Here is a 25,503-nt window from a genome sequence, read left to right as displayed (position 1 = left end):
CGGAAAGACGGCGTGACGGTGGTGGTTCAGGGCAGCGCCGCGAGCGCGGGAGCCACGTCCTGTTCGCCCCAGCCGCCCAGCGACTTGTAGATCGTCACCACGCCGACGTTGACGCCGGCCTCGGCCTGCGCCAACGCATCGTCCGCCGCGAGCTGCGTGCGTTGTGCGTCCAGCAGGGTGAGGAAGTCCGACGAGCCGGCACGATACCGGACTTCGGCCAGCTCTGCTGCGCGGCGGGCGGCAACGGATTGTTCCAGCCGGAGTTTCAGCTGGGCCTGCTGCTTGGCATAGGAAAGCAGTGCGTTTTCGGTTTCCTCCAGCGCGCCGAGCACGGCCTTCTCGTACTGCGCGGCCACGCCGTCGGCCTGTGCTTCGCTCGCACGCAGGCGCGCGCGGACGCTGCCCATGTCGAACGCGGCCCAGCTGATCGAGGGCGTGACCTGCCAGGCGCGGTTGTCGCCGTTGACCAGGTTGCCCCAGCCGCCGGACAGGAAGCCGATGAAGCCGCGCAGGCTGACCCGCGGGAACAGGTCCGCCGTTGCCACGCCGACGCGTGCCGTGGCCGCCGCCAGGCGACGCTCGGCCGCGCGCACGTCCGGCCGCTGGCGCAGCAGTTCGGTGGTGTCGCCGATCGGCAACGCCTTGGCGAACGCCGGGGCTTCGCGCGGGACGAGCAGAGCGTCGAGCTCACCGGGACGCTGGCCGACCAGCACCGCCAGCCGGTGGCGCGACTGGCCTTCGGCCGCTTCGAGCATCGGCACCTCGGCTTCGACCGCGCGCACGCGGGCCAGGCTGCTCTGCACCTCCAGCTGGCTGCCGGCGCCGAGGTCGAAGCGCGACTCGGTCAGGCGCTGGGTTTCGCCCAGTGTCTGCAGGATGCGCCGCGACACGTCCAGCCGCTTCTGCGTGCCGCGCAGCTCGAAGTAGTTGCGCGCCACTTCCGCCGCGACGGTCACCTGCATCGCCTGCAGGTCGTTGCGCTGCGCCTGCAGGTCCGCATGTGCGGCTTCGGCACTGCGGCGTACGCGGCCGAACAGATCCAGTTCCCACGCGGCATCGAAGCCGGCGGAGTAGCTGTCCGTCTCCACGCGGCCTTGGCCTTCGACCGGCTGTTTGGAGCGGGTGCCTTCGACACCCATCGTGACGTGCGGCGCCAGGTCCAGACGCCGTTCGGAGAACACCGCCCGGGCCTCGTTGACGCGCGACACCGCGATGCGCACATCGAGGTTGGCCAGCAGCGCCTCGCGGACCAGCTGGTCCAGCACCGGGTCGTCGAACTGGCTCCACCACGCGGCGACCGGATGGTCGCCCACGTAGTCGACGGCACCGGCCTGCTGCAGCGTGGCCGGTGCGGTCTGCGGGGCCGCGTAATCGGGCCCCACGGTCACGCAGCCCGCCAGCAGCACGGCGGCGACGCTGAGGACGAGCGGACGGATCACCATGGCAGCACCTGGTCGAAGTAGTAGTAGCCGCCGGTCGGGCCATCGTTGTCGATCAGCGCCAGCTGCACGCTGGTGCGCGCGCCTTCCGGCACGGACAGCTCGCCGTTCTGCTGGTCGCCGGCCTTGTTCATCTCGGTCTGCACGTAGCCCGGATGGATCGTGTTGACCTTGATGCCGGTGTCCTTCAGCTCGTGGGCCAGGTGGATGGTCCATGCGTTCACCGCGCTCTTGGAGACGTTGTACGCCGGCACGCCCTTGAACTCGTAGATGAAGGACGCCGGGTTCTGGTGCTCCGACAGCGAGCCGAGCAGGCTGGACACGTTGACGATGCGGCCGGCACTGGACTTGCGCAGCAGCGGCAGGAACGCCTGGGTGGTTTCGATCACGCCGAACAGGTTGGTGTCGAACGTGGTGCGCCAGGTGTCGAGCGACTGGCCGGACACGCCCTTGGTCGCGTCATCGACCAGGATGCCGGCATTGTTGACCAGGATGTCGAGCCGCCCGTGGCGCTGTTCGACCTCCTTGACGGCGGCGGCGATGCTGGCCGGATCGGTGACGTCGAGCGCGATGGCCTCGACCGGCAGGCCCTGGGCCTGCAGGTCCAGCACGGCTTCGACCGCCTTGTCGCGGTTGCGGCCGGCCAGCAGGGTGTGCACGCCGGCTTCGGCCAGCTGGCGGACGGTTTCGCGACCGATGCCGCGGGTGGCGCCGGTGACGAGGGCGATCTTGGAAGAAACGTTCATGGCATGACCTCGTTTGGTAGTGGGAATTGGATCAGGCGTGTGTCGTCGCCGTGTCGGCGGCGGGGGCATGGGAGACCAGCGGCTTGTTGGCCAGCTTGCGCAGGGCCACGTAGAACACCGGCGTCAGGAACAGGCCGAACAGGGTGACGCCCAGCATGCCGGCGAACACCGTGATGCCGGTGACGGAGCGCACCTCGGCGCCGGCACCGCTGGACAGCACCAGCGGCACGGTACCGGCGATGAACGCCACCGATGTCATGATGATCGGACGCAGGCGCAGGCGACAGGATTCCAGTGCTGATTCGATGATGCCCTTGCCCTGCAGCTCCAGCTCGCGGGCGAACTCGACGATCAGGATGGCGTTCTTGCACGCCAGACCCATCAGTACCACCAGGCCCACCTGCACGAACACGTTGTTGTCGCCGCCGACCAGCCACACGCCGGCCAGGGCCGACAGCAGCGTCATCGGCACGATCAGGATCACCGCCAGCGGCAGGGTCCAGCTTTCGTACAGCGCGGCCAGCACCAGGAAGGCCAGCAGCACCGCCAGCGGGAACACCACCAGCGCGGCCTTGCCCTGGGTGGCCTGCTGGTAGCTCAGGTCGCTCCAGCCGATGCCCATGCCGGTCGGCAGCACCTGCTGCGCCAGTTCGGTGACCTTGGCCATCGCTTCGCCCGAGGACAGCACGCGCGGGTCGGCGTCGCCCAGCAGGTCGGCGGCCGGATAGCCGTTGAAGCGGATCACCGGGTCGGGGCCGTAGGTCTGCTTGATGTTCACCATGCTGCCGATCGGCACCATCTCGCCGTTGGCGTTGCGGGTGCGCAGGTTGGCGATGTCCTCGACGTCGTCGCGGAACGGCCCGTCGGCCTGCGCGATGACCTGCCAGGTACGGCCGAACATGTTGAAGTCGTTGACGTAGGCCGAGCCCAGGTAGGTCTGCAGCGTGTCGAACAGCTCGGTCAGCGGCACGCCCTGCGCCTTGGCCTTGACGCGGTCGACCTCGGCGTCCAGCTGCGGCACGTTGGCCTGGTAGCTGCTGATCGGGAAGCCAAGGCCGGGCGTCTGCGACGCCGCGCCCTGGAACGCCTGCACCGCGTTCTGCAACTCGCCGTAGCCCAGGCGCGTACGGTCCTCGATGAAGAGCGACCAGCCGGAGCCGTTGCCCAGACCCTGGATCGGGGGCGGCATGAAGGCGAAGGTGAAGCCTTCCTCGATGCCGGCGAACTTCTGGTTCAGTTCGGCGGTGATCTCCTCGGCACTGCGCGAGCGTTCGTTGAACGGCTTCAGGGTGAAGAACACCACGCCGTTGTTGGGCGTGTTGGTGAACTGCAGCGGGTTCAGGCCGGGGAAAGCGACCTCGTGTTCCACGCCCTCGACCTTCATCGCGATGGCGGCCATCTTCTTCAGGGTGGCGTCCGTGCGCTCGATCGAGGCGCCCTCCGGCATCTTCACGCCGGCGATGAGGTACTGCTTGTCCTGCACCGGGATGAAGCCTGCTGGTACCGCGCGGAACATCAGGCCCGCACCCACCAGCAGCACCGCATACACCAGGAAGACGGCGCCGCGACGGCCCAGCGTGCGGCCCACCGCGCCTTCATAGCGCTCGGAATTGCGCTTGAAGAAGCGGTTGAACGGACGGAACAGCCAGCCGAACAGGCCATCGATCACGCGCGACAGGCGATCCTTCGGTGCGTCATGCGGCTGCAGCAGCTTGGCGGCCAGTGCCGGCGACAGGGTCAGCGAGTTGATCGCCGAGATCACCGTGGAGATGGCGATGGTCACCGCGAACTGCTTGTAGAACTGGCCGGTGACGCCGGTCAGGAAGGCCATCGGCACGAACACCGCACACAGCACCAGCGCGATCGCGATGATCGGACCGGAGACTTCCTTCATCGCCAGGTGCGCCGCTTCGAGCGGTGTCGCGCCGTGCTCGATGTGGCGCTCGACGTTCTCCACCACCACGATGGCGTCGTCCACCACGATGCCGATCGCCAGCACCAGGCCGAACAGGGTCAGCGTGTTGATCGAGTAGCCCAGCAGGTGCAGGACAGCGAACGTACCGACCACCGACACCGGCACCGCCAGCAGCGGGATGATCGAGGCGCGCCAGGTCTGCAGGAACAGGATCACCACCAGCACCACCAGCAGGGTGGCTTCCAGCAGCGTGGAGATCACCGACTTGATCGAGTCCCGCACGAATACCGTGGTGTCGTAGATCGACTGGATCTCGACGCCCGGCGGCAGGGTCGGGCGCAGCTCGTCCATCTTGGCGACGACGGCGTCGCGGATGTCCAGCGCGTTGGCGCCCGGTGCCTGGAAGATGCCGATGGCGGAAGCGTTCTTGCCGTCCAGGCGCGCACGCAGCGTGTAGTCGCCGGCGGCCAGTTCGATGCGGGCCACGTCGGCCAGGCGCACGATCTCGCCGTCGCCGCCGCTCTTCAGCACGATGTTGCCGAATTCCTCGACGGTCTCCAGGCGGCCCTTGGCGTTGATCGGCAACAGGAAGTCGCTGCCGTTCGGCATCGGCTCGGCGCCCAGCTGGCCGGCCGACACCTGCACGTTCTGCTCGCGCACGGCGCGCAGTACGTCGCTGGCGGTCATGCCGCGCGCGGCCACCTTGTCCGGGTCCAGCCACAGGCGCATGGCGTAGTCGCCACCGCCGAACTGCTGCGCATCGCCGACGCCGGGGATGCGCGCCAGTTCGTCCTTCACGTGCAGGCGCATGTAGTTGCGCAGGTACAGCGAGTCGTATTTGCCGTCGCTCGAGGTCAGGTGCACGACCATCAGGAAGACCGGCGACTGCTTCTGCGTGGTCACGCCCTGGCGGCGCACGTCCTCGGGCAGGCGCGCCTGCGCCTGCGCCACGCGGTTCTGTACGCGCACCGCGGCCTCGTCCGGGTCGGTGCCCGGCTTGAAGGTCACGGTCAGCGACAGCACGCCATCGGAACCGGCGACGGACTTGATGTACATCATGTCCTCGACGCCGTTGATGGCCTCTTCCAGTGGCGTGGCGACGGTCTCGGCGATGACCTTGGGGTTGGCGCCCGGGTACACGGTGCGCACGACCACCGAGGGCGGTACCACTTCGGGGTATTCGCCGATCGGCAGCAGCGGGATCGAGATCAGGCCGGCGGCGAAGATCACGATCGACAGCACTGCCGCAAAGATCGGCCGGTCGATGAAGAAACGGGAGAAGTCCATGGGTGGATTTCCTGGAAAGAAGAAAGAGCGTCCCCGTCACCGGCCGCCTGGGCGACCGATGTGGGTTCCATCGTTACGAGGGTGGGTGCGTCAGTTCTTGGCGACGGCCTGGGTCGGCGGCGCATCGGCCGCACCCATCGCCACGGCCTTGGCTTGGACCGGCATACCGGGGAAGAAGACCTTCTGCACGCCGCTGACGATGACCTTGTCGCCGGCGGCCAGGCCCTGTTCGACGATGCGCAGGCCATCGGCCATGCGGCCCACCTTCACGTCGCGTCGCTGGGCCTTGCCGTCCTTGTCGACCACGTAGACGTACTTGCGGTCCTGGTCGGTCAGCACGGCCTTGTCGTCGACCAGCGCGGCCTTGAACTCGCCGCTGCCGAGCAGGCGCACGCGCGCGTACAGGCCGGGCGTGAACGTGCGGTCGGCGTTGTCGAGCACGGCGCGGGCGCGGATGGTGCCCGTGCTGCGGTCGACCTGGTTGTCGAGGAAGTCGACCGTGCCCGCGTGCGGGAAGTCGGCCTCGTCGGCCAGCGCGACCTGCACCGGCACCTTGCCGTCGCGTTCGCTCGGGCGCTCGCCCTTGCGCGCCATTTCGGCGTAGCGCAGGAACGCGCGCTCGTCGGCGTCGAAGTGCACGTGCACCTTGTCCAGCGAGACGACCGTGGTCAGTACGCTGGCGGCATCGCCGGCGCTGACCAGGTTGCCGGCGGTGACCAGTGCACGGCCGGCACGGCCGTCGATCGGCGCGCGCACCTGGGTCCATTCCAGGTTGAGGCGTGCGGTTTCCACGGCGGCCTGCGCGGCGGCGACATTGGCCTGTGCCTGGTCGGCGTTGGCGCGTCGCTGCTCGTACTCTTCGGTCGACAGCGCCTGCAGGTCGGCCAGGCGTTTGGCGCGCGAGGCTTCGCTGCGGCCCAACTCGGCCTGGGTACGTGCACGCGCCAGTTCGGCCTGGGCACGCGCCAGTTCGGCGCGGTAGCTGCGCGCGTCGATGGTGAAGAGCACGTCGCCCTTCTTCACTTCCTGGCCTTCGGTGTAGACGACGCGGTCGATGTAGCCGGACACGCGCGGACGCAGGTCGACATGCTCGATGGCCTCGACGCGGCCACTGAATTCGTCCCACTGGCTGATCGACTTGACCGGCACGGCCGCGACGCTGACCTGCGGCGGCGGGGGCGCGCCGTTCTCGGCGGCCTGACCGCTGCAGCCGGCCAGCACGGCGAGGGCGAGGACACTGAACGCACCGAGCGCCAGCAGGCGCTGCGAACGTGGGGAAACGGAAAGAGGCGTGTTCATGGGTGGTGGTCTCTTGGGGGAGAGGAGGAAACGGGGGGAAGGGTGCGACCTGAAGTCTGGTTGAGGTCAAGCGGTGATGTATTGGAAGGCTGTGCAGAGGACGATCAGCGATGTTCCGCCGTGACAGTTCAGGCCGAGGCGCGGCCATTGCGGTTGGCGCCCGCCACCGCCCACAGCGCATCCTCGAAGTCGCGTGCGAGCGTCTGCTCCGGTGGTTTGGCGTCGTGCGCGGACCAGGTGACGATCGATTGCGCCGCGCGACCGTTGCGCGACAGCAGCGACACCGCACTGCGACCGACCGCCAGCGCATTCGGCCATTCGGCGCAGGCGTTGACGGCGTTCTCCGGCGTGCACACCGGCTTGTCGACCGACAGCAGCTGCACGCGCACGCCCATCGTCTGCGCTTCCTCGTGCAGTACCTGGGTGAGCATGCGCATCGCTGCACCGGTCACCGAGGCGTGGCCGTAGCCCGACCAGCCGCGTTCCGCGTATGGCCCGCCGATCAGCACGTAGTTGGCGGCGGTCTGGCTTTCCGACAGCAGCGGCAACAGATGGCGGGCAGCGGCGAGATGCGGGATCAGGTCCGCTTCCAGCTTCTCCAGCAGGAACGACGCCGGACGGTCCAGCAGGCGACCCGCCTGCAGCGGCGTGCCCATGCTGGCGAACACCGCGCGCAGCGGACGGCCGCGTTCGCGTACCTCGTCGGCCAGCCGCGCCGCGCCGCGATCATCGTGGATGCACGGCGAGTGCAGCAGCTGCAGGCCGGGCTCATCCTCGAAGTGCTCGGCCAGCGCGCTCATGCGCGGCCCTTCGCGACCGACGGCAAGCACCGGGCAGCCAGCCTCCAGCAGCGCGCCGACCACGCCGAAACCGACGGTGCCGCTCGCGCCCAGCACCAGCGCGCCGGGCGTCAGGGCGTCTTTCGTCGTGGTCACGGCAGCCTCCGCCCGGCGACGGGCAGGATGCGCGTGCTGACGCCGGCCGACTTCACCCGCAGACGCAGCGCACCGCCATCGGCGAGGTGCCGCGGCAGGGTGAACTCGCGGAAGCCGGTGGCCTTGCGCACGAACGGCAGGCGCATGGCGGACCGACCCGTCGCGGGGGAGGATGGCGACGGGTCGGTCGGCCTGCGGAAGCGTTCGGCCAGCGTGCGTGCAACGGCACGCAGCCAGCGCAGGGCGGCAGTCGGAAGGGAAACGGGCATGGCGTGCAGTCTGGCGACCCGCACGGTGGCGGCGATATCCGGATCCTGCTGTGCGATTGCCTGATCCTGCGCGCCGTCGATCACCGGCGCGACAAACGCCTGGCAGCGGCCGAGGCGCAGCTGCACGCCGTTGGCGCAGTCTTGGGTCGAGGCCGTGCCGTTCGTCGGAATACGGCGGGCGAGTGTCCCGCTCATGGGATGAATCCTCCCGTGACCGGGATAATCCCAGAACCCGACATCAGGCTGCCCAGGCGGCGACCGCCCCCGAGCACGCCACCGCGCTGCGAGCGCGGCGCAGCCACATGACCGGAAAGATCATGTAACAACAGGCTCTTGCTGCGACGGAAAGCCCGCTCGGACGGCACTTCACGGGAGTCTTCGGGGTGTTCCAGCGACTGGAAGAGGCGGGCGAACAGCATGGGGGCGGTACCCGGTGGAGGACGATGGGCGCCACGTTACGCCCCCAATGAGGACTTGATTAGTCCTGATTTAGGGGAATAATCATCCCGTCAGCGGGCCAATGCCCCTTCGCCTACCGGAGTCCCCACGATGAGCCACGATCTCAACGACACCCTGATCTTCGTCAAGGTGGTGGAACAGGGCAGCTTCATCGCCGCCGCCAACGTACTGCGTTTGCCGAAGACCACGGTCAGTCGCAAGGTGCAGGAACTGGAGACGCGCCTCGGTGCGCAACTGCTCCATCGCACCACGCGCAAGCTCGGCCTCACCGAAGCCGGCAACGTCTATTACGAACACTGCCAGCGCATCGCGCGCGAGTTGAACGAAGCCGCGAGCGCGGTCAGCCAGCTGCATGCCGGTCCGCGCGGCTGGTTGCGTTTCACTGCGCCGTACTCGATCGGCATCGACAAGATCGCGCCGCTGCTTGGCGAGTTCCACGCGCAGTACCCCGAGATCCGCGTGGAGATGCTGCTCGCCAACGACACGCTCGACCTGATCTCCGGCGAGATCGACGTGGCATTGCGGATCGGCAACCTGCCGGATTCCAACCTGGTGGCGCGTCGCCTCAGCACGCTGCGCACGCAGGTGTACGCGAGCCCGAAGTATCTGGCGCGCTACGGTGAACCGCTGCATCCCAACGACCTGCAGCACCACCGCGTGCTGGCGATGCCGAAGAACCGGCGCGGCAACGGCTTCGCACTGACGCTGCGCGACGCCAACGGCGAACAGGACTATCCGATCAATCCGATCCTGGTGGCGAACGATCCCGCCGCGCTGAAGGGCGCGTTGTTGTGCGGCGAAGGCCTGATGGTCGGCGCCGACGTGATGGTCAAGCCGTATCTGGAGCAGGGCCACCTGCAGCGCGTACTTGCCGGCTGGGCCGGGCCGGAGTTCGAATTCAACGCCGTGTTCCCGCGCGGCCACGTGCAGTCGCCGAAGGTGCGCGCGTTCGTCGACTTCCTGGTCGAGCGGATGAAGTTCGACGTCGACTACATGATGGAGCACTGCCCGGTGTACCTGAAGCAGCAGGCCGAGGCGCGAGCGGCCGCCGAAGCGACGCCGGAAGTGGAAGCGGCTGCGGCGGTCGGTCGCAAGGTGCTGGCCGACGTGCTGAGCTGATTCGACACGCCCGCCTAACGATTCCCGAACGCAATCGCACGCGGGGCTGGCTAGGATGGAGGCGCATCGCCGGAGTTGGGTTGTCGCCACGGATGGCCTGTCGCACTGCGTTTCCACCTGACCAGGAATCCGCTCGATGAAAACACCGATCGCCGCGTTCGCGGCGCTGTGGCTGGCGGCGTGCACGCCGGCCACGCCCGATCCCGCACCACCGTCCGCCGATGCAACGCCGCCCGCGGCGTCTGCGGATGCGGCGGCCGCCTCGCGTGCCACCGCACCTTACGTGGCCGAGGTCGTCGACGATCCGCTCGCCGTCAACCAGGCCATCGACGAGGTGCTGGGCGACCACGTCCGCTACGAGGCGGTGATCCGCCAGCTCCAGCAGGCGGTGACGGCGAACGACGAAGCCGCCGTGGCCGCGCTGGTCGAGTATCCGTTCTCTACCGTGCGCGATGGCCAGCCGCTGAAGGTGGCCGATGCGGATGCCTTCGTGCGCGAGTACGACCGGATCATGACCCCCGCCATCGCCGAGGCGATCAAGCGGCAGAAGTATTCGCAGCTGATGGTCAACTACAAGGGCGTGATGTTCGGCAACGGCGAAGCGTGGGTGAACGGCATCTGCAAGGACGACGCGTGCAAGGACGTGGACGTGCGTGTCGTGGCGTTGCAGCCCACCTCCTGATCCGCATCGGGATCGCAATGAAAAAGGGCGGCCGGTGGCCGCCCTTTTTCCTGTTGCGTCGTACGTGCGCCTACTCCACCAGGACATCCACGCGGCGCGCCTCGTCGGCATCCCCGCTGCCGGTGGTCTGCGCCGGCTTGTCCAGCGTGATGCGCTCGGCCGCCACGCCGTTGACGACCAGCCACTGCTGGATGGCTTCCGCGCGCTGTTTCGCCAGGGCTTCGTTCGCCGCCGCATCGCCGCTGGCGTCGTGGAAGCCGGAGACGCGGGCGCGCGTCGCCGGATCGGTACCCAGCGTGCCCAGCACACCGGCGAGGCGCGCACTGGTATCCGACGGAACGACCGCCGAGCCACTGTCGAACAGGATGCGCGCGCTGCGTCCGTCCACCACCTCGCTGCCCGTCATCGGGGCCGCATGGGCAGCCACCTCCGACGATGTGGCGCTGCCCAGCCAGCCATTGACGGGCAGCACCGGCACCAGCAGCAGGGCGACGATGTTGATGATCTTGATCAGCGGATTGATCGCCGGGCCGGCCGTGTCCTTGTAGGGATCGCCGACGGTGTCGCCGGTGACCGCGGCCTTGTGCGCTTCGCTGCCCTTGCCACCATGGTGGCCGTCCTCGATGTACTTCTTGGCGTTGTCCCACGCGCCACCGCCGGTCGTCATCGAGATGGCGACGAACAGGCCGGTCACGATGGTGCCGATCAGCAGGCCGCCCAGCGCCTGCGGGCCGAGCAGCAAGCCGACGATGATCGGCACGATCACCGGCAACAGCGACGGCACGATCATTTCCTTGATCGCCGACTTGGTCAGCATGTCGACCGCCTTGCTGTAATCCGGCTTGGCCGTGCCCGCCATGATCCCGGGGATCTCGCGGAACTGCCGGCGCACCTCTTCCACCACACTGCCTGCCGCACGGCCGACGGCTTCCATCGCCATCGCACCGAACAGGTACGGAATCAGGCCGCCGATCAGCAGGCCGACGATCACCAGGTGGTTCGACAGGTCGAAGGTGAAGATCGTGCCGGGGTGTGCCGTCTGCAGGTTGTGCGTGTAGTCGGCGAACAGCACCAGCGCCGCCAGCGCGGCCGAGCCGATCGCGTAGCCCTTGGTCACCGCCTTGGTGGTGTTGCCCACCGCGTCCAGCGGATCGGTGATGTTGCGGATCTCCGGCGGCAGTTCCGCCATTTCCGCGATGCCACCGGCGTTGTCGGTGATCGGGCCGTACGCATCCAGTGCCACGATCATGCCCGCCATCGACAGCATCGCCGTCGCGGCGATGGCGATGCCGTACAGGCCGCCCAGCGCGTACGCGCCGAGGATCGCGATGCACACCGCCACCACCGGCCACGCCGTCGACCGCATCGACACGCCGAGGCCGGCGATGATGTTGGTGCCGTGTCCGGTGGTCGATGCCGCGGCGACATGCTTGACCGGTGCGTACTGCGTGCCGGTGTAGTACTCGGTGATCCACACGATCACGCCGGTCAGCACCAGGCCGACCAGGGCGCAGAAATACAGGTTCATGGCGCCGTAGGCCGAATCCGCCATCAGCTGCGTGGTGATGGGATAGAACGCGATGGCCGCCAGCACGCCCGACACGATGACGCCCTTGTACAGCGCCCCCATGATCGATCCGCCTGCCTTCACCTTGACGAACATCGCGCCGATGATCGAGGCGATGATCGACACGCCGCCCAGGACCAGCGGGTAGAGCACCGCATGTTCGCCCGCCTGCGCGATCATCAGGCTGCCGAGCAGCATGGTCGCGATGATGGTGACCGCATAGGTCTCGAACAGGTCGGCCGCCATGCCGGCGCAGTCGCCGACGTTGTCGCCCACGTTGTCGGCGATCACCGCCGGGTTGCGCGGATCGTCCTCGGGAATGCCGGCTTCCACCTTGCCCACCAGGTCCGCGCCGACGTCGGCGCCCTTGGTGAAGATGCCGCCGCCCAGGCGCGCGAAGATCGAGATCAGCGAGGAGCCGAACGCCAGGCCGACCAACGCATGCAACGCTTCGGCCTGCGTGTAGCCCATGTGCAGGTGGAGCACGGCGTAGTAGCCGACCACGCCCAGCAGGCCCAGGCCGACGACCAGCATGCCGGTGATGGCGCCGCCCTTGAAGGCCACGTCCATCGCCGCGCTCATGCCCTTGGTGGCGGCTTCCGCGGTACGCACGTTGGCGCGGACCGAGACGTTCATGCCGATGTAGCCGGCGGCGCCGGACAGCACCGCGCCGATCAGGAAGCCGATGGCGCTGGGCCAGGAAACGAAGAAGCCGATCAGCACGAGCAGGACGGCGCCGGCGATGCCGATGGTGGTGTACTGCCGGTTGAGGTAGGCGCTGGCGCCTTCCTGCACGGCCGCCGCGATTTCCTGCATGCGGGAATTGCCCGCGGGCTGTTTCAGGATCCAGCGCGCAGCCACCACGCCGTAGATGATCGCCACGCCGGCGCAGATCAGCGCCAGCGTCAAACCGTGTTGTTCCAGCATGACCCCTCCCAAGGTAGATGGATGTCGTCCAGCAGAAAGCATGAACACGCAACCCAATCCCGGTGGAGCCTGTTGAACGATTGAGCGCACTCGACCGCTGCGATGGACTGCAGCACGAAACCCTTGTTCAGACATCCCTGGAGCTGGCCCGAGTATGACCGGATGCGTTGCGGGCCGCCAGCGGTGACGGGCTGGTTCAGGCTTTCCGTGCCAGCCTTGCGACCCTGCTCGTGTTTTCGTATCCGTTTCAAGGAGTTGCCATGCGTCAGACCGTCGCACTTCCCCTGTTTGTCGCGTGTTTGATGGCGGCCTCGCCGCTGCGCGCGGCCGATCCCGCGCCGGAGATCCAGCGCCCGGCGGGCACGCCGCAAGCCGTTGGCACCGTGCACACGCTGCGGCAGATTCCCGAGGCCTGCGCGCGTCTTGAAGGCGTCTTCACCGGCGATGCCGCGCAGCCTTATCGCTACGCGCCCGTGCGCACCAGTCCGCAATGCCAGCCGCGCGCGCGCTTCATCGATGTCGACAAGGCGAAGCCATCGGTCGCCACGGGCTGGAAACTCAACGACGTGATCCGCGTGCCGAACGCGGCCTGTCCTTCGCAGCAGGCGGTCGTGCGCGTGTGGCGCAAGCCGGGCAGCGCCACGCCGCCGCCGCTCGACGGGCAGGGGCAGTCGCGCATCTACCTGCAGGATGCGAAGCAGCAGGCGGGTACCGCCGCGCAGGCGCCGTCGCTGACGCTGTTTGCGGCGAAGCTGGAAATCGAAGGCAAGGCCTGCCGCTGAGGGCTACAGGGCGGCAGGCGTGCCCTGGTGGTACGACAACTGCCAGCCCACGTCCGTGCGGCGCCACACGGACATGCGCAGCGCGGCGTGCAAGGCCGAGCCGTCGGCGGTGACTTCGTGCGATCGGAAATGCAGCAACGCGATGTCGGCAGTCAGTGATTCGACGCGATGCTCTTCGGCGATGACGCGGGGTACCTGCCCGCGCGTGGCGAGGAAGTCGATGACGACCTGCCGCGTGTAGCGCGCGCCTGACCGGCCGACCTCATGGAAGTCCGGATGCAGCAGGCGCTCCAGCCGCTCGCGCGTGCACGGTGCACCGGGGTGGTGGAGTTCGGTTTCTAGGGCCGTCAGTTCGGCGAGCAACGCATCCATCGCGCAAGCTTAGCGCGTGCCCCGGGGTGGACTCAGGCGCTTGCGCGCGCCACCGGCGTCCCGGTCGTGTCCTTCTGCGCCAGGTATTGCCCGAAGCGGTAGCCGGCGCCGGCGACGGCCAGCCCGATGGCGACGGCGAGCATGCCGATGAGCACTTTGCGGAACATGTGAGCCTCCTGCGACGTGGTGACGTAACCACGCTAGCACCGCGATGCAGGCTGCGACGGTGCCTGAAGTCACCCTGCCTTGAGGGCGGCGCCGCGGTCGGCAAGCAGGGTGCGCAGCACGGAACGGTGGCAGCGCGCTTCATCCTCGCAGTAGCAGCCGACCGAGAAGTCGCTGCCGTGCGACAGCGCCGCCAGCAGGTCCAGCGTCCGGGCATTGTCGGGTGTGGCCATTTCAGCCCGGTACTGCTTCACGAAAACGGCCCAGGCCTTGGGCGTGTCCGCGTCCTGTGCTTGCTTCACCAGCGCCGCACTGGGTGCGAGGTTCGGATACCAGACGTCGTACCAGTCCTGCGAGGCGAACTCCGATTTCGGCACGCCACGCGGTGGCCGGCGCACCGTGCCGATGCGCAGGCCTTCGTCTTTCGTGCGCGGACTGCCGAGACGGACGACGCTTACGGACATCCGTCCGTCAGCCTTCCCACGCAGGCAGCTTCTTCTTCACCGCCACGTTCTTCAGCGCGACGTACTTGGGCAAGCCATCGGTACCGTAGGGCGGATAGGCTTCGCCGCGGATCAGCGGCTGCAGATAAGTGCGTGCCTTGTCGGTGATGCCGTAACCGTCCTTGCGGATGAAGGCGGGCGGAAACTTCTTCTCGTGATTGGCGACCTTCGACAGCGGCGCGGCCTCGATCTTCCAGCGGAACGGCGCGTCGGACGTGCGCACGATCACCGGCATCACCGCGTTCTGGCCCTTCAGCGCGTACTGCACGGCCGCCTTGCCGACGGCCTGTGCCTGCTCCCAGTCGGTCTTCGAGGCGATGTGGCGGGCCGAGCGCTGCAGGTAGTCGGGCAGGGTCCAGTGCACCTTCATGCCGAGCTGGTCCTTCACCCGGCCGGCGAGGTATGAAGCCACGCCACCGAGCTGCGTATGGCCGAAGGAGTCCTTGCCGCCGCCCGCGTCGGCGACGAAGCGGCCGTCGGCATACTGGATGCCTTCGCTGGCCACCACCACGCACCAGCCCACGCGCTCCACCGTCTTCTTCACCTGGGCGAGGAAGTCGGCCTCGTCGTAAGGCCGCTCGGGGAACAGGATCAGGTGCGGCGCGTCGTCGCGCGTCTGTCCGGCCAGGCCGGCGGCGGCGGCCAGCCAGCCGGCGTGCCGGCCCATGGCCTCGTAGACGAACACCTTGGTGGAGGTTTCCGCCATCGCCGCGACGTCCAGCGCGGCTTCGCGCACGGAAACGGCGGTGTACTTGGCGGCCGAGCCGAAGCCCGGGCAGGTATCGGTGACGGCCAGATCGTTGTCGACCGTCTTCGGTACGCCGATACAGGTCAGCGGATAGTCGAACGCCTGCGCCAGCTGCGAGACCTTCCAGGCCGTGTCGGCCGAATCGTTGCCGCCGTTGTAGAGGAAGTAGCGTACGTCGTGCGCCTTCAGCACCGCGAGCAGACGCTCGTACTTGGCGCGGTCGGCCTCCAGCGACTTCAGTTTTACGCGGCAGCTGCCAAAGGCGCCGCCGGGGGTGTGGGCGAGGGCGCGGATCGTGGCAGCCGACTCCTTGCTGGTGTCGATCAACTCCTCGCGCAGGGCGCCGAGGATGCCGTTGCGTGCGGCCAAGACCTTGATTTTCCGGGCCCGCGCTTCGGTGATGACGGCCGACGCGGAGGCGTTGATGACGGCGGTGACGCCGCCGGACTGCGCATAAAGTAGGGTGCCAGACGCCATGTGGGGTTCGTTCCGGGGTGCAGGGATGCGGTAAGCTTCACACAGATGACGCGGTGCAGCGCGGCGCCCGGCGCCCGGCGCGGTCCACCGCCCGCAGGATTCTATTCGGGAGAGTTACAGCATGCGATTGGTTCTACTGGGCCCACCCGGGTCGGGCAAGGGCACTCAGGCAGCGCGCCTCAAGGACTACCTGCAGGTACCGCACATCTCCACCGGCGACCTGCTGCGCGCCGAAGTCGCCGCCGGCAGCCCGCTGGGCCTGCAGGCCAAGGAAGTGATGGCGCGCGGCGAGCTGGTCAGCGACGACATCCTGCTCGGCATGCTGGAAGACCGTTTCTCCCGCGACGACACCCGGGCCGGCTTCATCCTCGACGGCTACCCACGCAACCTGGTGCAGGCCGCCGCGCTGGGCCAGCTGCTGGCCAAGCTGGGGCAGAAGTTCGATTTCGCCGTGCAGCTGGACGTGCCGACCGAACTGCTGGTCGAGCGCATCGCCGGCCGTGCCAAGGCCGAAGGCCGTGCCGACGACAATCCGGAATCCGTGCGCAAGCGCCTGCAGGTCTACACGGACCAGACCGCGCCGGTGATCGACTTCTACCGCCAGCAGGGCGAACTGACCGTTGTTGATGGCGTCGGCTCGCTGGACGAGGTGTTCACGCGCATCACCGAGGCGCTGGCGCCGGCCAAGGAAGTGGGCTGACACCCGCTCCGCCCACGGCCTGACCTCCGGAAGCCCCGCCTGTGCGGGGCTTCTGCATTTCGCGCGCTCGATGGCGTCTATCGCCGATCCGGATGTGGTGCCGTGAAAGTCGCCGTCCGTGTGCCGAAGCCGGCGTGCTCGGCTAAAGTTCGCGGACCCACTCCGGAATCGCAGTCTTGAAGATCCACATCCTCGGCATCGCCGGTACGTTCATGGGCGGCGTCGCCGCGCTCGCGCGCGAACTCGGCCACACGGTCGAAGGCAGCGACCAGGCCATCTATCCGCCCATGTCGACCCAGCTGGAGACACTCGGCATCGCACTGGCACAGGGCTACCAGCCGCAGAACATCGCGCCGGACTGCGACGAGATCGTCATCGGCAACGCACTGTCGCGCGGCAACCCCGCCGTGGAGGCCGTGCTCGACCAGGGGCGCCGCTACATCTCCGGCGCGCAGTGGTTGTCCGAACGCGTGCTGCCCGGCCGCGACACGCTGGCCGTCGCCGGCACCCATGGCAAGACCACCACGACCACCATCCTGACCTACCTGCTGGATGCGGCAGGCCGTTCGCCCGGCTTCCTGATCGGTGGTGTGGCCGAGGATTTCGGTGCGTCCGCGCGCATCGGCGGCGGCCGCGAGTTCGTCGTCGAGGCGGACGAGTACGACACCGCGTTCTTCGACAAGCGCAGCAAGTTCGTCCACTACCGCCCGCTGGTCGCCATCCTCAACAACCTGGAGTACGACCACGCCGATATCTTCCCGGACGTGGCCGCGATCCAGCGCCAGTTCCACCATCTCGTGCGCACCGTGCCGCGTCGCGGCCGCCTGATTGTCAACGGCGAGGATGCGCGGCTTGCGGAAGTGCTGGCGATGGGCTGCTGGACGCCGGTGGAGCGCTTCGGCTTCGATGCCGGGTTGGAGTGGAGCGCGCGCCTGATCCGCGAGGACGGCAGTGCGTTCGCGGTGCGCCACAACGGCGTCGAGATCGGCGAGGTGAACTGGCCGATGCTGGGTCGCCATAACGTGCTCAACGGCCTGGCGGCGCTGGCCGCCTGCCATGCGGTCGGCGTCGATGTCGCCACCGTGCTGCCGGCCTTGGCGGCGTTCCGCAGCGTGAAACGGCGGCTGGAAGTGATCGGCCAGCACGACGGCATCACCATCTACGACGACTTCGCCCACCATCCCACCGCCATCCACACCACGCTGGAAGGCCTGCGCGCGCGCGTCGGCACGGCGCGCATCCTGGTGGCGATGGAGCCGCGCAGCAATTCGATGCGGTCCGGCGCACACGCCGAAGCACTCGCGCCTTCCCTCGACATCGCCGACGGCGTGGTGTTCCTGCATCGTCCTGAACTCGCGTGGGACGCCGGCAAGGTCGTCGCCGCGATCCGCGGCGATGCGCGCACCGTGCCCGACGCCGATGCGCTGATCGCCGCGCTGAAGGCACAGGCGCGCCCGGGCGACCACGTCGTCTTCATGTCCAACGGCGGCTTCGACGGCGCACCGCGTCGCTTCCTGGCGGCCCTGCAGGGCTGAGTCGGCGGGCATGGCGCACGAATCGATGCCGTTGTTCCCATTGCACCAGGTGCTGTTGCCGGGTGCCGCGATGGATCTGCGCGTGTTCGAGCGCCGCTATCTGGACCTGGTCCGCGACTGCGGACGGTCCGGCGGCGGCTTCGGTATCTGCCTGATCCTGGAAGGCAACGAAGCCGGTGCACCCGCGACACCGGCGGCCTACGGCACCGAGGCGCGGATCGAGGACTTCGACACCGGCAACGACGGCCTGCTGACGCTGCGCGTGCGTGGCCATCGACGCTTCCATGCCATCCGTACGCGCGTGCGCGACAACGGCTTGGTCATGGCGGATGTGGAGTGGCTGCGCGCGGATGGGGAAGACGTGCTGCGTCCGGAGCACGCGTTGCTCGGCACCCTGCTGCAGACCATGATGGAAAAGACCGGCACCGATCTGAACGGGCTGCCGGCACGCATCTTCGAGCAGGCCGGCTGGGTCGGCTGGCGGCTGGCGCAGATACTGCCCATCACGCCCGAACAGCGCGTATCGATCCTGCAGGAGGACGATGTGCACGCACGCCTGCAACGCCTGCTGGAGTGGATCGACTGACGCCACGGGCGTAGAGCCGAGCTTGCTCGGCTCCGTAACCTTCGCACTCGCGGATCGCGTGCAAGGCAAGCGGAGCAAGCTCCGCTCTACACTGGCTTCGGAAGGTTCATCGGGGCGGGGTCTGCTCGCCGCCCGTCCGCAGTCGCAGGACCGGCAATCCGGAGTCCGGATGTGGTGCGATCGCGTGGTCGAGGTCCGACGTGGCCTTCGTCACCGCATCCAGCGCGGTGCGCGCTTCGCGCAGTGGCCGCCACAGGCGCACCAGGTTGAACGCGCGTTGTTGCTGGAGCACCTGCGCACTGCCGATCCACAACGGCACCCCGCCCGGTTGCAGGCGCGTGTCGGCCGGCCACAGGCGCAACACGTAGACCTCGCCGGGCTGGTCGCCCTGGCGCAGCATCAGCAGGCTCTCCGCGCGCGTGTCCAGCGTGGCCGGCAGCACCGGCTGTTCGTCATCGGACAGGTCGCTGTCCAGCATGTTCAGCGCGTCTTCCCAACCCGCCTGCGGCTGCTCGCGCCAGCCGGCCGCCGACAGCGTCGCCTTCAGCGGCGCCAGCGGACCGGCGACCTGCACGTCCAGCGGCCAGCGCTGCTCGTCGTCGAATTCGTTGCGACGCGCAGGCAACGACTGCCAGCCCTCGTTCCACCAGTCCTGCAGGGCGACGCGCCCCTCGATCACCGGCGCCTGGAACTGCGCCAGCATGTGTTCGACGTTGCGCGGCGCATGCCACAGGCCCGCCACTACGAACGCACCGTAGAACAGCCACGCGATCGGCTTGATCCAGAACGAGCGCACCATGCGCCGGCGGTAGGCGATGCCGAGCACCAGCAGCCACACCAGACCGAACAACATGCCGCCGATGATGTCGCTGAGCCAGTGCGCGCCGAGATAGATCCGCGCGAAGCCGATCAGCGCCACCACCAGGCCCGATACCAGGTAGGGCCACACCCGCGTGCGGCCCGGCAGTTCGCGCGCGATCAGCACGGCGAAGAAGCCGAAGGTGATGGTCGACATCGTCACCGCGATGGACGGGAAGCCGAAGCCGCTGCTGACGCTCGGCGGTTTAGGAATATCGACCGATGCGCCTAGCCACGCCGTCAGCGCCAGGCCGAAGGCCAGGGCCGCCAGCCAGTGACCGGCCGCCATCCAGCGCTTGCGCCAGCACAGGTAGCCCAGCACCAGCAGCGAGGCCGGCGCGAGCACCTGCTCGTCGCCGAGCGAGGCGATCGCGGCCAGTGGGTAGTCCGCCAGGGGATTGCGCAGGGCGCGCATCAGGTCATAGACCCACAGGTCCGCCGCCAGCGGTTCGCCATGGCCGATCACGATGACGAGGAAGGCGAACCACACCCAGACGATGGCCAACAGCAGGATGGCGAGCAGCGCCAGCGGCACCGACTCGCGTCGAGCCGGTTCGAACACGGCCGCGGTGTAGCGGCCCAGCACCGGATGCGCATGCGACCATGCCAGCGCACGCGCCAGCAGGGCGTCCGCATGCGTGGCGAACCAGCGGTAGGTGTACAGCACCAGCGCCCATGCGAGCGCCAGCACCACCACCAGCAGGCCGAGCACCAGCGCCAGCCGGCCAGCCACCGCCGCAACGGCGTCGTAGGCGTGGCCCAACACCCAGCCCGGCAGCAGGAACGCCGCTGCCCACGCGACGCAGGCGGCACCGCTGGCCACGACGTAGCGCCGCAGCGGCATACGCGAGATGCCGGCGACCGCGGGTACGAAGGGGCGGATGGGGCCGACGAAGCGGGCGATGAAGATGCTCTTCCACGCATTGCGGCGGAACAGCAGTTCGCCGCGGTCCAGCAGCTGCGGATACTTGCGGAACGGCCACACCGTGCGCAGCTGCTGCCCCCAGCGGTGGCCGACCCAGTAGCTGGTGGCATCGCCGATCAGCGCGCCCAGCGTGGCGCAGATCACCGCATAGGGGCCGGAGATTTCACCCAGTCCGATCAGCACGCCCACCGCGAACAGCAGCGGCAGTGCCGGCACGATGGCCCCCAGGATGATCACCGCATCGCAGAATGCGATGGCGAAGATCACCAGGCCTGCGGCGATGGGATGCGCGCTGATCCAGGCCAGCAGGTTGTCGAACCAGGAAGCTTCCATCGCCGGATTATAGGCGGCGCCACCTGACCGGCGTCTGCGACCTATGGACGGTAGAATGACGTGGTGGACTTGCGCTCTCCTTCCGAAATCGCTGCACTCAAGGCCGACAGCTTCGGCCGTATCTCGTTGATGCAGGGGGCGGAAGGCCCCTTCGTGCGGCGTGACCTCGCGCACGTTCCGTTGTGGCTGCGGCTGCCGGCCTGGTGGCTGGCGCGGCGCGAGGCGCTGGCGTTGCGCCAGGTCGCCGGCATGGCCGACGTTCCCCAGTTGCTGGACTGGACCGGCCGCCGGCTGGACCGCAGCTACATGGAGGGAGCGGCGATGTACCAGCGCCCGCCGCGCGGCGACCTGGCCTATTTCCGACGTGCGCGCCGGCTGTTGCAGCAGTTGCACCGCCGCGGCATCGCGCACAACGACCTCGCCAAGGAAGCCAACTGGCTGGTACTGGCCGACGGCAGGCCAGCGATCATCGATTTCCAGCTTGCCACCCGCGGCGATCCGCGCTCGCGCTGGATGCGGTTGCTGGCGCGGCAGGACCTGCGGCACCTGCTCAAGCACAAGCGCATGTATTGCGCCGCCTCCATCACGCCCGTCGAGAGGCGCGTGCTGAAGCGCACGTCGTGGCTGCGCGACCTGTGGTTCCGCACCGGCAAGCCGGTGTACCGCTTCATCACCCGGCGCCTGCTGAAATGGGAAGACAACGAAGGGCAGGGGCCGAAGCCGTGACTGTGCAACCGCGCGCCGCGTCCTGCCCCATTCCGGCGGACAGTGCGCTGTATCCGGCGATCGGGAGCGCCTACTTCACGCACTGCGCCAGCATCGATCTGCCGCGTGCGCCTGCGTCCGCCCTCGAGGCCTACCGCGACATCGCCGCGCTGGTGCCGGGATGGTTCGAGGGGCTGATGACGGTGCGCAATCGCGCGATGCGTCTGCTGGGCATGAAAGACCTTGGTCATATCCGCGCCGTCGGCACGGCGGACGACGTCCAGGTCGGCGAGCGGGCCGGCATCTTCACCGTGTTCGGCCACGTCCGCGACGAGCTCGTGCTGGGCGACGAAGACCGGCATCTGCGGGTGTCGCTGTCGCTGCAGCTCAAGCGCGGGCCAGCGCCCGCGAAGCTCTACTGCGCTACCGTGGTGGAGCGGCCCAATCGACTGGGGCGGCTCTACATGCTGCCGGTCGATCCCATCCACCGGCTGATCGTGCCGTGCCTGCTGCAGCGTTACGCACGCCGTTTGCGCGACACTTCCGATCCGCTTCCCGAGGACATGCGATGACATCGTTGGCCGGCAAGACCCTCTTCATTACCGGCGCCTCCCGTGGCATCGGCCTGGCCATCGCCCTGCGCGCGGCCCGCGACGGCGCCAACGTGGCCATCGCCGCCAAATCGTCGGTCCCCAACCCCAAGTTGCCCGGCACCATCCACACTGCCGCGCAGGCGGTGAACGAGGCCGGCGGCCGCGGACTGGCGCTGAAGTGCGATATCCGCGAGGAGGACGAGGTGAAGGCCGCGATGGCGGCGACGGCCGACGCGTTCGGCGGCATCGACATCCTGGTCAACAACGCCAGCGCCATCTGGCTGGCCGGTGTGCTGGATACGCCGATGAAGCGTTTCGACCTGATGCAGCAGGTCAATGCGCGCGGCAGTTTCCTGTGCGCACAGGCCGCGCTTCCCTATCTCAAGCAGGCCGCGAACCCGCATGTCCTGACGCTGGCGCCGCCACCGTCGCTGGATCCGAAATGGTGGGCGCCGCACACCGGCTACACGCTGGCGAAGATGGGCATGAGCTTCGTGACGCTGGGGCTGGCCGGCGAATTCGGTCCGCAGGGCATCGCCGTGAACGCGCTGTGGCCCCGCACCATCATCGCCACCGATGCCCTGAACATGATTCCCGGCGTGGAGATTCCGCGCTGCCGCACCCCGCAGATCGTCGCCGATGCCGCGCATGCCGTGCTGGTCCGCGAGGCGGCCGGTTTCCACGGCCGGTTCCTGATCGATGAGGAGGTCCTGCGCGAGGACGGTATGACGGATTTCTCCACCTACGCGGTCGACGCCTCGCAGGCGCTGCTGCCGGATCTCTTCCTCGATCCATGAGCGGCGGCTGTCCCTTCTGCGAGATTGTCCAAGGCCAGGCGCCCGCAAGCCGGGTGGCGGAAGGCGCCCACGTGGTTGCCTTCATGGATTTGCGCCAGGCGGTGCCGGGCCACGTACTGGTCGTGCCGCGTGCGCATATCGAGACGATTTACGACCTGCCTCCCGATACCGCCGCGGAGATGATGCAGCTGGCCGTGCGTATCGCGCGGGCGCTGCGCGCAGTGGACGATCCGCCCGGATTGAACCTCTGGCAGTCCAACGGCGACGCCGGTGGGCAGGAGGTGCCGCACGTGCACCTGCATGTGCAACCGAGGCGACACGCTGACGGCCTGCTCGGCCTGTACCCGCATGGTCCGCCGGTACCGTCGTCACGCGATGCATTGGACGCAATGGCGGACAACGTGCGCCGCCAACTGGCGGGCTCATCGCCTGATGCCATTCCTTCTTCTCCTTCTTCTACGACGAGCCTGTCATGAAATACCTTCACGCGATGATCCGGGTCCACGACCTGGATGCCACCGGCCGCTTCCTCACCGAAGGCCTGGGCCTGACCGAAACCCGCCGCATGGAAAGTCCGCAGGGTCGCTTCACGCTGGTGTACTTCGGTGCGCCGGCCAATCCGGAAGCCGAAGTCGAGCTGACCTGGAACTGGCCGCCGGAAGATGGATCGCCGGTCGAGGACTACGGCAGCGCCCGCAACTTCGGGCACCTCGCCTTCGAGGTCGACGACATCTATGCGCTGTGCGCGCACCTGCAGTCGCAGGGCATCACCATCAACCGCCCGCCGCGCGATGGGCGCATGGCGTTCGTGCGCACGCCGGACCTGATCTCCATCGAACTGTTGCAGAAGGGCGCATCGCTGCCGCCGCAGGAGCCTTGGCTTTCGATGCCGAATACGGGAAGCTGGTAAGGCAGACGAACGAGGAGTCCGCTAGATGAATCTCGCCCTGGTCGTGATCGATGTGCAACGTGGCCTGTTCGAACCGCAGCCGGCCGACGCCGATGGGGTGATCGAGCGGATCAATGCACTGGCCGACAAGGCGCGCGAAGCCGCCGCGCCGGTGGTGTTCGTGCAGCACGAGCGGGCCGGCGACCTCGAGGCCGAGTCGCCCGGCTGGGCGCTGCATCCGGGTCTGCGGGTGATCGAGGGCGACCACCGCATCCGCAAGACCACGCCGGACTCGTTCCTGCGCACCGGGCTGGACGAAGTGCTGTCGTTCTGCGGGGTGGAAGGCGTGGTGCTGTGCGGTTATGCGACCGAATTCTGCGTGGATACCACGACGCGGAGCGCCGCCGCGCACGGCTACCACGTGGTGCTGGCGTCGGATGCGCACACCACGCACGACAAACCGCATGCCGATGCGCAGCAGATCCGCGCCCACCACAACGCCACGCTGCCGGCGATCCGCAGCTTCGGCGTCGGCATCCGCGCGCTACCGGCGGCGGAGATCGCGTTCGCCGGCTGACGGCGGCATGCTGCACCGCCCGCTGGTGCGGGCGGCGCGATGAGCGACAATACGCGGCCCCCTACCGCCGCCGAGCCGTCGCCATGAGCGCCACGACCCCCGACCTGCTGTCGAACGGACAGCGCTATTACCTCCCGGTCTACCGTCCGCGCGAGGTGATCCTGGAGCGTGGCCAGGGCGCGCGCGTCTGGGACAGCGAGGGCCGCGAGTATCTGGACCTGTCGGCGGGCATCGCCGTCTGCGGCCTCGGCCACAACGATCCTGACCTGGTCGCCGCGCTCACCGAGCAGGCGGGTAAGCTGTGGCATACCAGCAACGTCTTCTACAGCGAGCCGCCGCTGCGGCTGGCCGAGGAACTGGTGACCGCCTCGCGCTTCGCCGAGCGCGTGTTCCTGTGCAATTCCGGCGCGGAAGCCAACGAGGCCGCGATCAAGCTGGTGCGCAAGTGGGCGAGCGCCCAGGGTCGTGCGCCGGATCAACGCGTCATCGTGACCTTCCGCGGCAGCTTCCATGGCCGTACGCTGGCGGCGGTCACCGCGACCGCGCAACCCAAGTACCAGGAAGGCTACGAGCCGCTGCCGGCCGGCTTCCGCTACGTCGACTTCAACGACCTGACCCAGCTGGAAATCGCCATGTCCTGCGGCGACGTGGCCGCGGTGATGCTGGAGCCGGTGCAGGGCGAGGGTGGCGTGATGCCGGCCGCCCCCGGGTTCCTGAGCGCCGTGCGTGCGCTGTGCGACCACCATGGCGCGCTGCTGGTGCTGGACGAGATCCAGGCCGGCATGGGCCGCACCGGTACGCTGTTCGCGCACTGGCAGGACGGCGTGGTGCCGGACATCGTCACGCTGGCCAAGGCGCTGGGCGGCGGCTTCCCGATCGGCGCGATGCTGGCCGGGCCGAAGGTGGCCGAGGTGATGCAGTTCGGCGCGCACGGCACCACGTTCGGCGGCAATCCGTTGGCGGCCGCGGTCGCGCGCGTGGCGCTGCGCAAGCTGGCGTCGCCGCAGATCGCCAACAACGTGGCGCGCCAGGCGGCTGCGCTGCGCAAGGGCCTGGAGACGATCAATGCCGAGCTCGGCCTGTTCTCGCAGGTGCGCGGCCGTGGCCTGATGCTCGGTGCGGTGCTGAATGCCAAGTACGCGGGGCGCGCTGGCGAAGTGCTGGACCTGGCGGCGGCGCAAGGCCTGCTGATGCTGCAGGCCGGCCCCGACGTACTGCGCTTCGTACCGTCGCTCAACATCACCGATGCGGAAGTGGCCGACGGCCTGAAGCGGCTGCACGCCGCGTTGCGGGCATTCGCAGGCTGACCAGGTT

General features: G+C 68.4%; 26 protein-coding genes and 1 pseudogene. 13 read left to right on the top strand and 14 right to left on the bottom strand.

All coding sequences use genetic code 11. The features are described from left to right. Window positions 1–26 precede the first annotated feature (26 nt). From IB230_RS13925 to IB230_RS13895, 7 genes are all read right to left on the bottom strand, one after another. Entirely contained in the window at window positions 27–1,442 is a 1,416-nt protein-coding gene (locus IB230_RS13925; RefSeq protein ID WP_192273211.1) for an efflux transporter outer membrane subunit, read from the bottom strand. Further along, on the bottom strand, window positions 1,436–2,185 hold the full coding sequence (locus IB230_RS13920) for an SDR family oxidoreductase (protein ID WP_192273209.1): 750 nt from the start codon (window positions 2,183–2,185) through the stop codon (window positions 1,436–1,438). Before IB230_RS13920 ends, IB230_RS13925 begins: the two co-directional genes overlap by 7 nt. A gap of 31 nt (window positions 2,186–2,216) precedes the next feature. Then, a complete protein-coding gene (locus tag IB230_RS13915; protein ID WP_192273206.1) occupies window positions 2,217–5,387 on the bottom strand; it encodes a multidrug efflux RND transporter permease subunit in 3,171 nt (1,056 codons plus the stop codon). 90 nt (window positions 5,388–5,477) lie between these two features. Further along, on the bottom strand, window positions 5,478–6,686 hold the full coding sequence (locus tag IB230_RS13910; RefSeq protein WP_192273204.1) for an efflux RND transporter periplasmic adaptor subunit: 1,209 nt from the start codon (window positions 6,684–6,686) through the stop codon (window positions 5,478–5,480). Window positions 6,687–6,814: 128 nt separating this feature from the next. Then, complete coding sequence (locus IB230_RS13905; protein WP_192273202.1) at window positions 6,815–7,621, bottom strand: SDR family NAD(P)-dependent oxidoreductase; 807 nt, start codon at window positions 7,619–7,621, stop codon at window positions 6,815–6,817. Next, window positions 7,618–8,085: a hypothetical protein gene (locus IB230_RS13900; RefSeq protein ID WP_192273200.1), complete on the bottom strand. Its 468-nt coding sequence runs from the start codon at window positions 8,083–8,085 to the stop codon at window positions 7,618–7,620. The genes IB230_RS13905 and IB230_RS13900 overlap by 4 nt, the downstream gene beginning before the upstream one ends. Next, window positions 8,082–8,309 (bottom strand): hypothetical protein, encoded by a 228-nt coding sequence (locus tag IB230_RS13895; protein ID WP_192273198.1) that lies wholly within the window; start codon window positions 8,307–8,309, stop codon window positions 8,082–8,084. The genes IB230_RS13900 and IB230_RS13895 overlap by 4 nt, the downstream gene beginning before the upstream one ends. Before the next feature lie 130 nt (window positions 8,310–8,439). Here IB230_RS13895 and IB230_RS13890 point away from each other — a divergent pair, with 130 nt between their 5' ends. Then, the gene (locus tag IB230_RS13890; RefSeq protein WP_192273196.1) at window positions 8,440–9,468 is read left to right on the top strand and encodes a LysR family transcriptional regulator; all 1,029 of its coding nucleotides are present in this window, start codon (window positions 8,440–8,442) and stop codon (window positions 9,466–9,468) included. A 136-nt stretch (window positions 9,469–9,604) separates the two neighbouring features. Beyond that, window positions 9,605–10,150: a hypothetical protein gene (locus tag IB230_RS13885; protein ID WP_192273194.1), complete on the top strand. Its 546-nt coding sequence runs from the start codon at window positions 9,605–9,607 to the stop codon at window positions 10,148–10,150. A gap of 70 nt (window positions 10,151–10,220) precedes the next feature. On the opposite strand, the gene IB230_RS19740 is transcribed toward IB230_RS13885, so the two are convergent. Both IB230_RS19740 and IB230_RS13880 read right to left on the bottom strand, forming a co-directional pair. Next, entirely contained in the window at window positions 10,221–10,556 is a 336-nt protein-coding gene (locus IB230_RS19740; RefSeq protein WP_225589603.1) for an OmpA family protein, read from the bottom strand. Window positions 10,557–10,616: 60 nt separating this feature from the next. Beyond that, window positions 10,617–12,644, bottom strand: a pseudogene (locus tag IB230_RS13880) (sodium-translocating pyrophosphatase); the annotation flags it as partial. 302 nt (window positions 12,645–12,946) lie between these two features. On the opposite strand from IB230_RS13880, the gene IB230_RS13875 reads away from it, so the two are divergent. Further along, entirely contained in the window at window positions 12,947–13,426 is a 480-nt protein-coding gene (locus tag IB230_RS13875) for a hypothetical protein (protein WP_225589602.1), read from the top strand. A 3-nt stretch (window positions 13,427–13,429) separates the two neighbouring features. Here IB230_RS13875 and IB230_RS13870 read toward each other — a convergent pair whose 3' ends face one another. The 4 genes from IB230_RS13870 to IB230_RS13860 all read right to left on the bottom strand — a co-directional run bounded on the left by IB230_RS13870 (window position 13,430) and on the right by IB230_RS13860 (window position 15,691). Beyond that, window positions 13,430–13,798: a DUF4440 domain-containing protein gene (locus tag IB230_RS13870; RefSeq protein ID WP_192273188.1), complete on the bottom strand. Its 369-nt coding sequence runs from the start codon at window positions 13,796–13,798 to the stop codon at window positions 13,430–13,432. A gap of 32 nt (window positions 13,799–13,830) precedes the next feature. Continuing rightward, window positions 13,831–13,965 (bottom strand): hypothetical protein, encoded by a 135-nt coding sequence (locus IB230_RS19840; protein WP_255430490.1) that lies wholly within the window; start codon window positions 13,963–13,965, stop codon window positions 13,831–13,833. 69 nt (window positions 13,966–14,034) lie between these two features. Continuing rightward, a complete protein-coding gene (locus IB230_RS13865; protein ID WP_192273186.1) occupies window positions 14,035–14,427 on the bottom strand; it encodes a DUF488 family protein in 393 nt (130 codons plus the stop codon). A 7-nt stretch (window positions 14,428–14,434) separates the two neighbouring features. Continuing rightward, a complete protein-coding gene (locus IB230_RS13860; protein ID WP_192273184.1) occupies window positions 14,435–15,691 on the bottom strand; it encodes a 6-phosphofructokinase in 1,257 nt (418 codons plus the stop codon). Window positions 15,692–15,812: 121 nt separating this feature from the next. On the opposite strand from IB230_RS13860, the gene IB230_RS13855 reads away from it, so the two are divergent. From IB230_RS13855 to IB230_RS13845, 3 genes are all read left to right on the top strand, one after another. Further along, a complete protein-coding gene (locus tag IB230_RS13855) occupies window positions 15,813–16,391 on the top strand; it encodes an adenylate kinase (protein WP_192273182.1) in 579 nt (192 codons plus the stop codon). Window positions 16,392–16,558: 167 nt separating this feature from the next. After that, window positions 16,559–17,926 carry a UDP-N-acetylmuramate:L-alanyl-gamma-D-glutamyl-meso-diaminopimelate ligase gene (mpl, locus tag IB230_RS13850; protein WP_343227344.1) on the top strand — a complete coding sequence of 456 codons (1,368 nt, stop codon included), beginning with the start codon at window positions 16,559–16,561 and terminating at the stop codon, window positions 17,924–17,926. Between the two features lie 10 nt (window positions 17,927–17,936). Then, a complete protein-coding gene (locus tag IB230_RS13845; RefSeq protein WP_192273180.1) occupies window positions 17,937–18,512 on the top strand; it encodes an LON peptidase substrate-binding domain-containing protein in 576 nt (191 codons plus the stop codon). A gap of 106 nt (window positions 18,513–18,618) precedes the next feature. On the opposite strand, the gene IB230_RS13840 is transcribed toward IB230_RS13845, so the two are convergent. Continuing rightward, a complete protein-coding gene (locus IB230_RS13840) occupies window positions 18,619–20,628 on the bottom strand; it encodes a bifunctional DedA family/phosphatase PAP2 family protein (protein ID WP_192273170.1) in 2,010 nt (669 codons plus the stop codon). Window positions 20,629–20,757: 129 nt separating this feature from the next. Here IB230_RS13840 and IB230_RS13835 point away from each other — a divergent pair, with 129 nt between their 5' ends. The 7 genes from IB230_RS13835 (at window position 20,758) to IB230_RS13805 (ending at window position 25,496) form a co-directional block, all read left to right on the top strand. Beyond that, the gene (locus IB230_RS13835; protein ID WP_255430503.1) at window positions 20,758–21,354 is read left to right on the top strand and encodes a phosphotransferase; all 597 of its coding nucleotides are present in this window, start codon (window positions 20,758–20,760) and stop codon (window positions 21,352–21,354) included. Between the two features lie 2 nt (window positions 21,355–21,356). Further along, window positions 21,357–21,905, top strand: coding sequence for a DUF2867 domain-containing protein (locus IB230_RS13830; RefSeq protein ID WP_343227323.1), 549 nt, complete (start codon window positions 21,357–21,359; stop codon window positions 21,903–21,905). Then, window positions 21,902–22,723, top strand: a complete 822-nt coding sequence (locus IB230_RS13825; RefSeq protein ID WP_192273164.1) for an NAD(P)-dependent oxidoreductase — start codon at window positions 21,902–21,904, stop codon at window positions 22,721–22,723. Before IB230_RS13830 ends, IB230_RS13825 begins: the two co-directional genes overlap by 4 nt. Beyond that, entirely contained in the window at window positions 22,720–23,199 is a 480-nt protein-coding gene (locus tag IB230_RS13820; protein WP_192273162.1) for an HIT family protein, read from the top strand. The genes IB230_RS13825 and IB230_RS13820 overlap by 4 nt, the downstream gene beginning before the upstream one ends. Further along, the gene (locus IB230_RS13815; protein WP_192273160.1) at window positions 23,196–23,633 is read left to right on the top strand and encodes a VOC family protein; all 438 of its coding nucleotides are present in this window, start codon (window positions 23,196–23,198) and stop codon (window positions 23,631–23,633) included. The genes IB230_RS13820 and IB230_RS13815 overlap by 4 nt, the downstream gene beginning before the upstream one ends. A 25-nt stretch (window positions 23,634–23,658) precedes the next feature. Continuing rightward, the gene (locus IB230_RS13810) at window positions 23,659–24,189 is read left to right on the top strand and encodes a cysteine hydrolase family protein (RefSeq protein ID WP_192273158.1); all 531 of its coding nucleotides are present in this window, start codon (window positions 23,659–23,661) and stop codon (window positions 24,187–24,189) included. A gap of 83 nt (window positions 24,190–24,272) precedes the next feature. Then, entirely contained in the window at window positions 24,273–25,496 is a 1,224-nt protein-coding gene (locus IB230_RS13805; protein WP_192273156.1) for an acetylornithine transaminase, read from the top strand. The last annotated feature ends 7 nt before the right edge of the window (window positions 25,497–25,503 follow it).

The organism is Pseudoxanthomonas sp. PXM01 (genome assembly GCF_014851815.1).
Taxonomy (GTDB): Bacteria; Pseudomonadota; Gammaproteobacteria; order Xanthomonadales; family Xanthomonadaceae; genus Pseudoxanthomonas_A.
The sequence above is the reverse complement of the archived record's forward strand: the minus strand, read 5'-3'. Positions and strand labels throughout refer to the sequence as shown.

What these genes read in the sequence shown, in the direction of transcription:
- IB230_RS13925 (WP_192273211.1), bottom strand. Translation starts at nt 1,442, where the DNA reads ATGGTGATCCGTCCGCTCGTCCTCAGCGTCGCCGCCGTGCTGCTGGCG.
- IB230_RS13920 (WP_192273209.1), bottom strand. Translation starts at nt 2,185, where the DNA reads ATGAACGTTTCTTCCAAGATCGCCCTCGTCACCGGCGCCACCCGCGGC.
- IB230_RS13915 (WP_192273206.1), bottom strand. Translation starts at nt 5,387, where the DNA reads ATGGACTTCTCCCGTTTCTTCATCGACCGGCCGATCTTTGCGGCAGTG.
- IB230_RS13910 (WP_192273204.1), bottom strand. Translation starts at nt 6,686, where the DNA reads ATGAACACGCCTCTTTCCGTTTCCCCACGTTCGCAGCGCCTGCTGGCG.
- IB230_RS13900 (WP_192273200.1), bottom strand. Translation starts at nt 8,085, where the DNA reads ATGAGCGGGACACTCGCCCGCCGTATTCCGACGAACGGCACGGCCTCG.
- IB230_RS13895 (WP_192273198.1), bottom strand. Translation starts at nt 8,309, where the DNA reads ATGCTGTTCGCCCGCCTCTTCCAGTCGCTGGAACACCCCGAAGACTCC.
- IB230_RS13890 (WP_192273196.1), top strand. Translation starts at nt 8,440, where the DNA reads ATGAGCCACGATCTCAACGACACCCTGATCTTCGTCAAGGTGGTGGAA.
- IB230_RS13885 (WP_192273194.1), top strand. Translation starts at nt 9,605, where the DNA reads ATGAAAACACCGATCGCCGCGTTCGCGGCGCTGTGGCTGGCGGCGTGC.
- IB230_RS19740 (WP_225589603.1), bottom strand. Translation starts at nt 10,556, where the DNA reads ATGACGGGCAGCGAGGTGGTGGACGGACGCAGCGCGCGCATCCTGTTC.
- IB230_RS13875 (WP_225589602.1), top strand. Translation starts at nt 12,947, where the DNA reads ATGGCGGCCTCGCCGCTGCGCGCGGCCGATCCCGCGCCGGAGATCCAG.
- IB230_RS13870 (WP_192273188.1), bottom strand. Translation starts at nt 13,798, where the DNA reads ATGGATGCGTTGCTCGCCGAACTGACGGCCCTAGAAACCGAACTCCAC.
- IB230_RS19840 (WP_255430490.1), bottom strand. Translation starts at nt 13,965, where the DNA reads ATGTTCCGCAAAGTGCTCATCGGCATGCTCGCCGTCGCCATCGGGCTG.
- IB230_RS13865 (WP_192273186.1), bottom strand. Translation starts at nt 14,427, where the DNA reads ATGTCCGTAAGCGTCGTCCGTCTCGGCAGTCCGCGCACGAAAGACGAA.
- IB230_RS13860 (WP_192273184.1), bottom strand. Translation starts at nt 15,691, where the DNA reads ATGGCGTCTGGCACCCTACTTTATGCGCAGTCCGGCGGCGTCACCGCC.
- IB230_RS13855 (WP_192273182.1), top strand. Translation starts at nt 15,813, where the DNA reads ATGCGATTGGTTCTACTGGGCCCACCCGGGTCGGGCAAGGGCACTCAG.
- IB230_RS13845 (WP_192273180.1), top strand. Translation starts at nt 17,937, where the DNA reads ATGGCGCACGAATCGATGCCGTTGTTCCCATTGCACCAGGTGCTGTTG.
- IB230_RS13840 (WP_192273170.1), bottom strand. Translation starts at nt 20,628, where the DNA reads ATGGAAGCTTCCTGGTTCGACAACCTGCTGGCCTGGATCAGCGCGCAT.
- IB230_RS13835 (WP_255430503.1), top strand. Translation starts at nt 20,758, where the DNA reads ATGCAGGGGGCGGAAGGCCCCTTCGTGCGGCGTGACCTCGCGCACGTT.
- IB230_RS13825 (WP_192273164.1), top strand. Translation starts at nt 21,902, where the DNA reads ATGACATCGTTGGCCGGCAAGACCCTCTTCATTACCGGCGCCTCCCGT.
- IB230_RS13820 (WP_192273162.1), top strand. Translation starts at nt 22,720, where the DNA reads ATGAGCGGCGGCTGTCCCTTCTGCGAGATTGTCCAAGGCCAGGCGCCC.
- IB230_RS13815 (WP_192273160.1), top strand. Translation starts at nt 23,196, where the DNA reads ATGAAATACCTTCACGCGATGATCCGGGTCCACGACCTGGATGCCACC.
- IB230_RS13810 (WP_192273158.1), top strand. Translation starts at nt 23,659, where the DNA reads ATGAATCTCGCCCTGGTCGTGATCGATGTGCAACGTGGCCTGTTCGAA.
- IB230_RS13805 (WP_192273156.1), top strand. Translation starts at nt 24,273, where the DNA reads ATGAGCGCCACGACCCCCGACCTGCTGTCGAACGGACAGCGCTATTAC.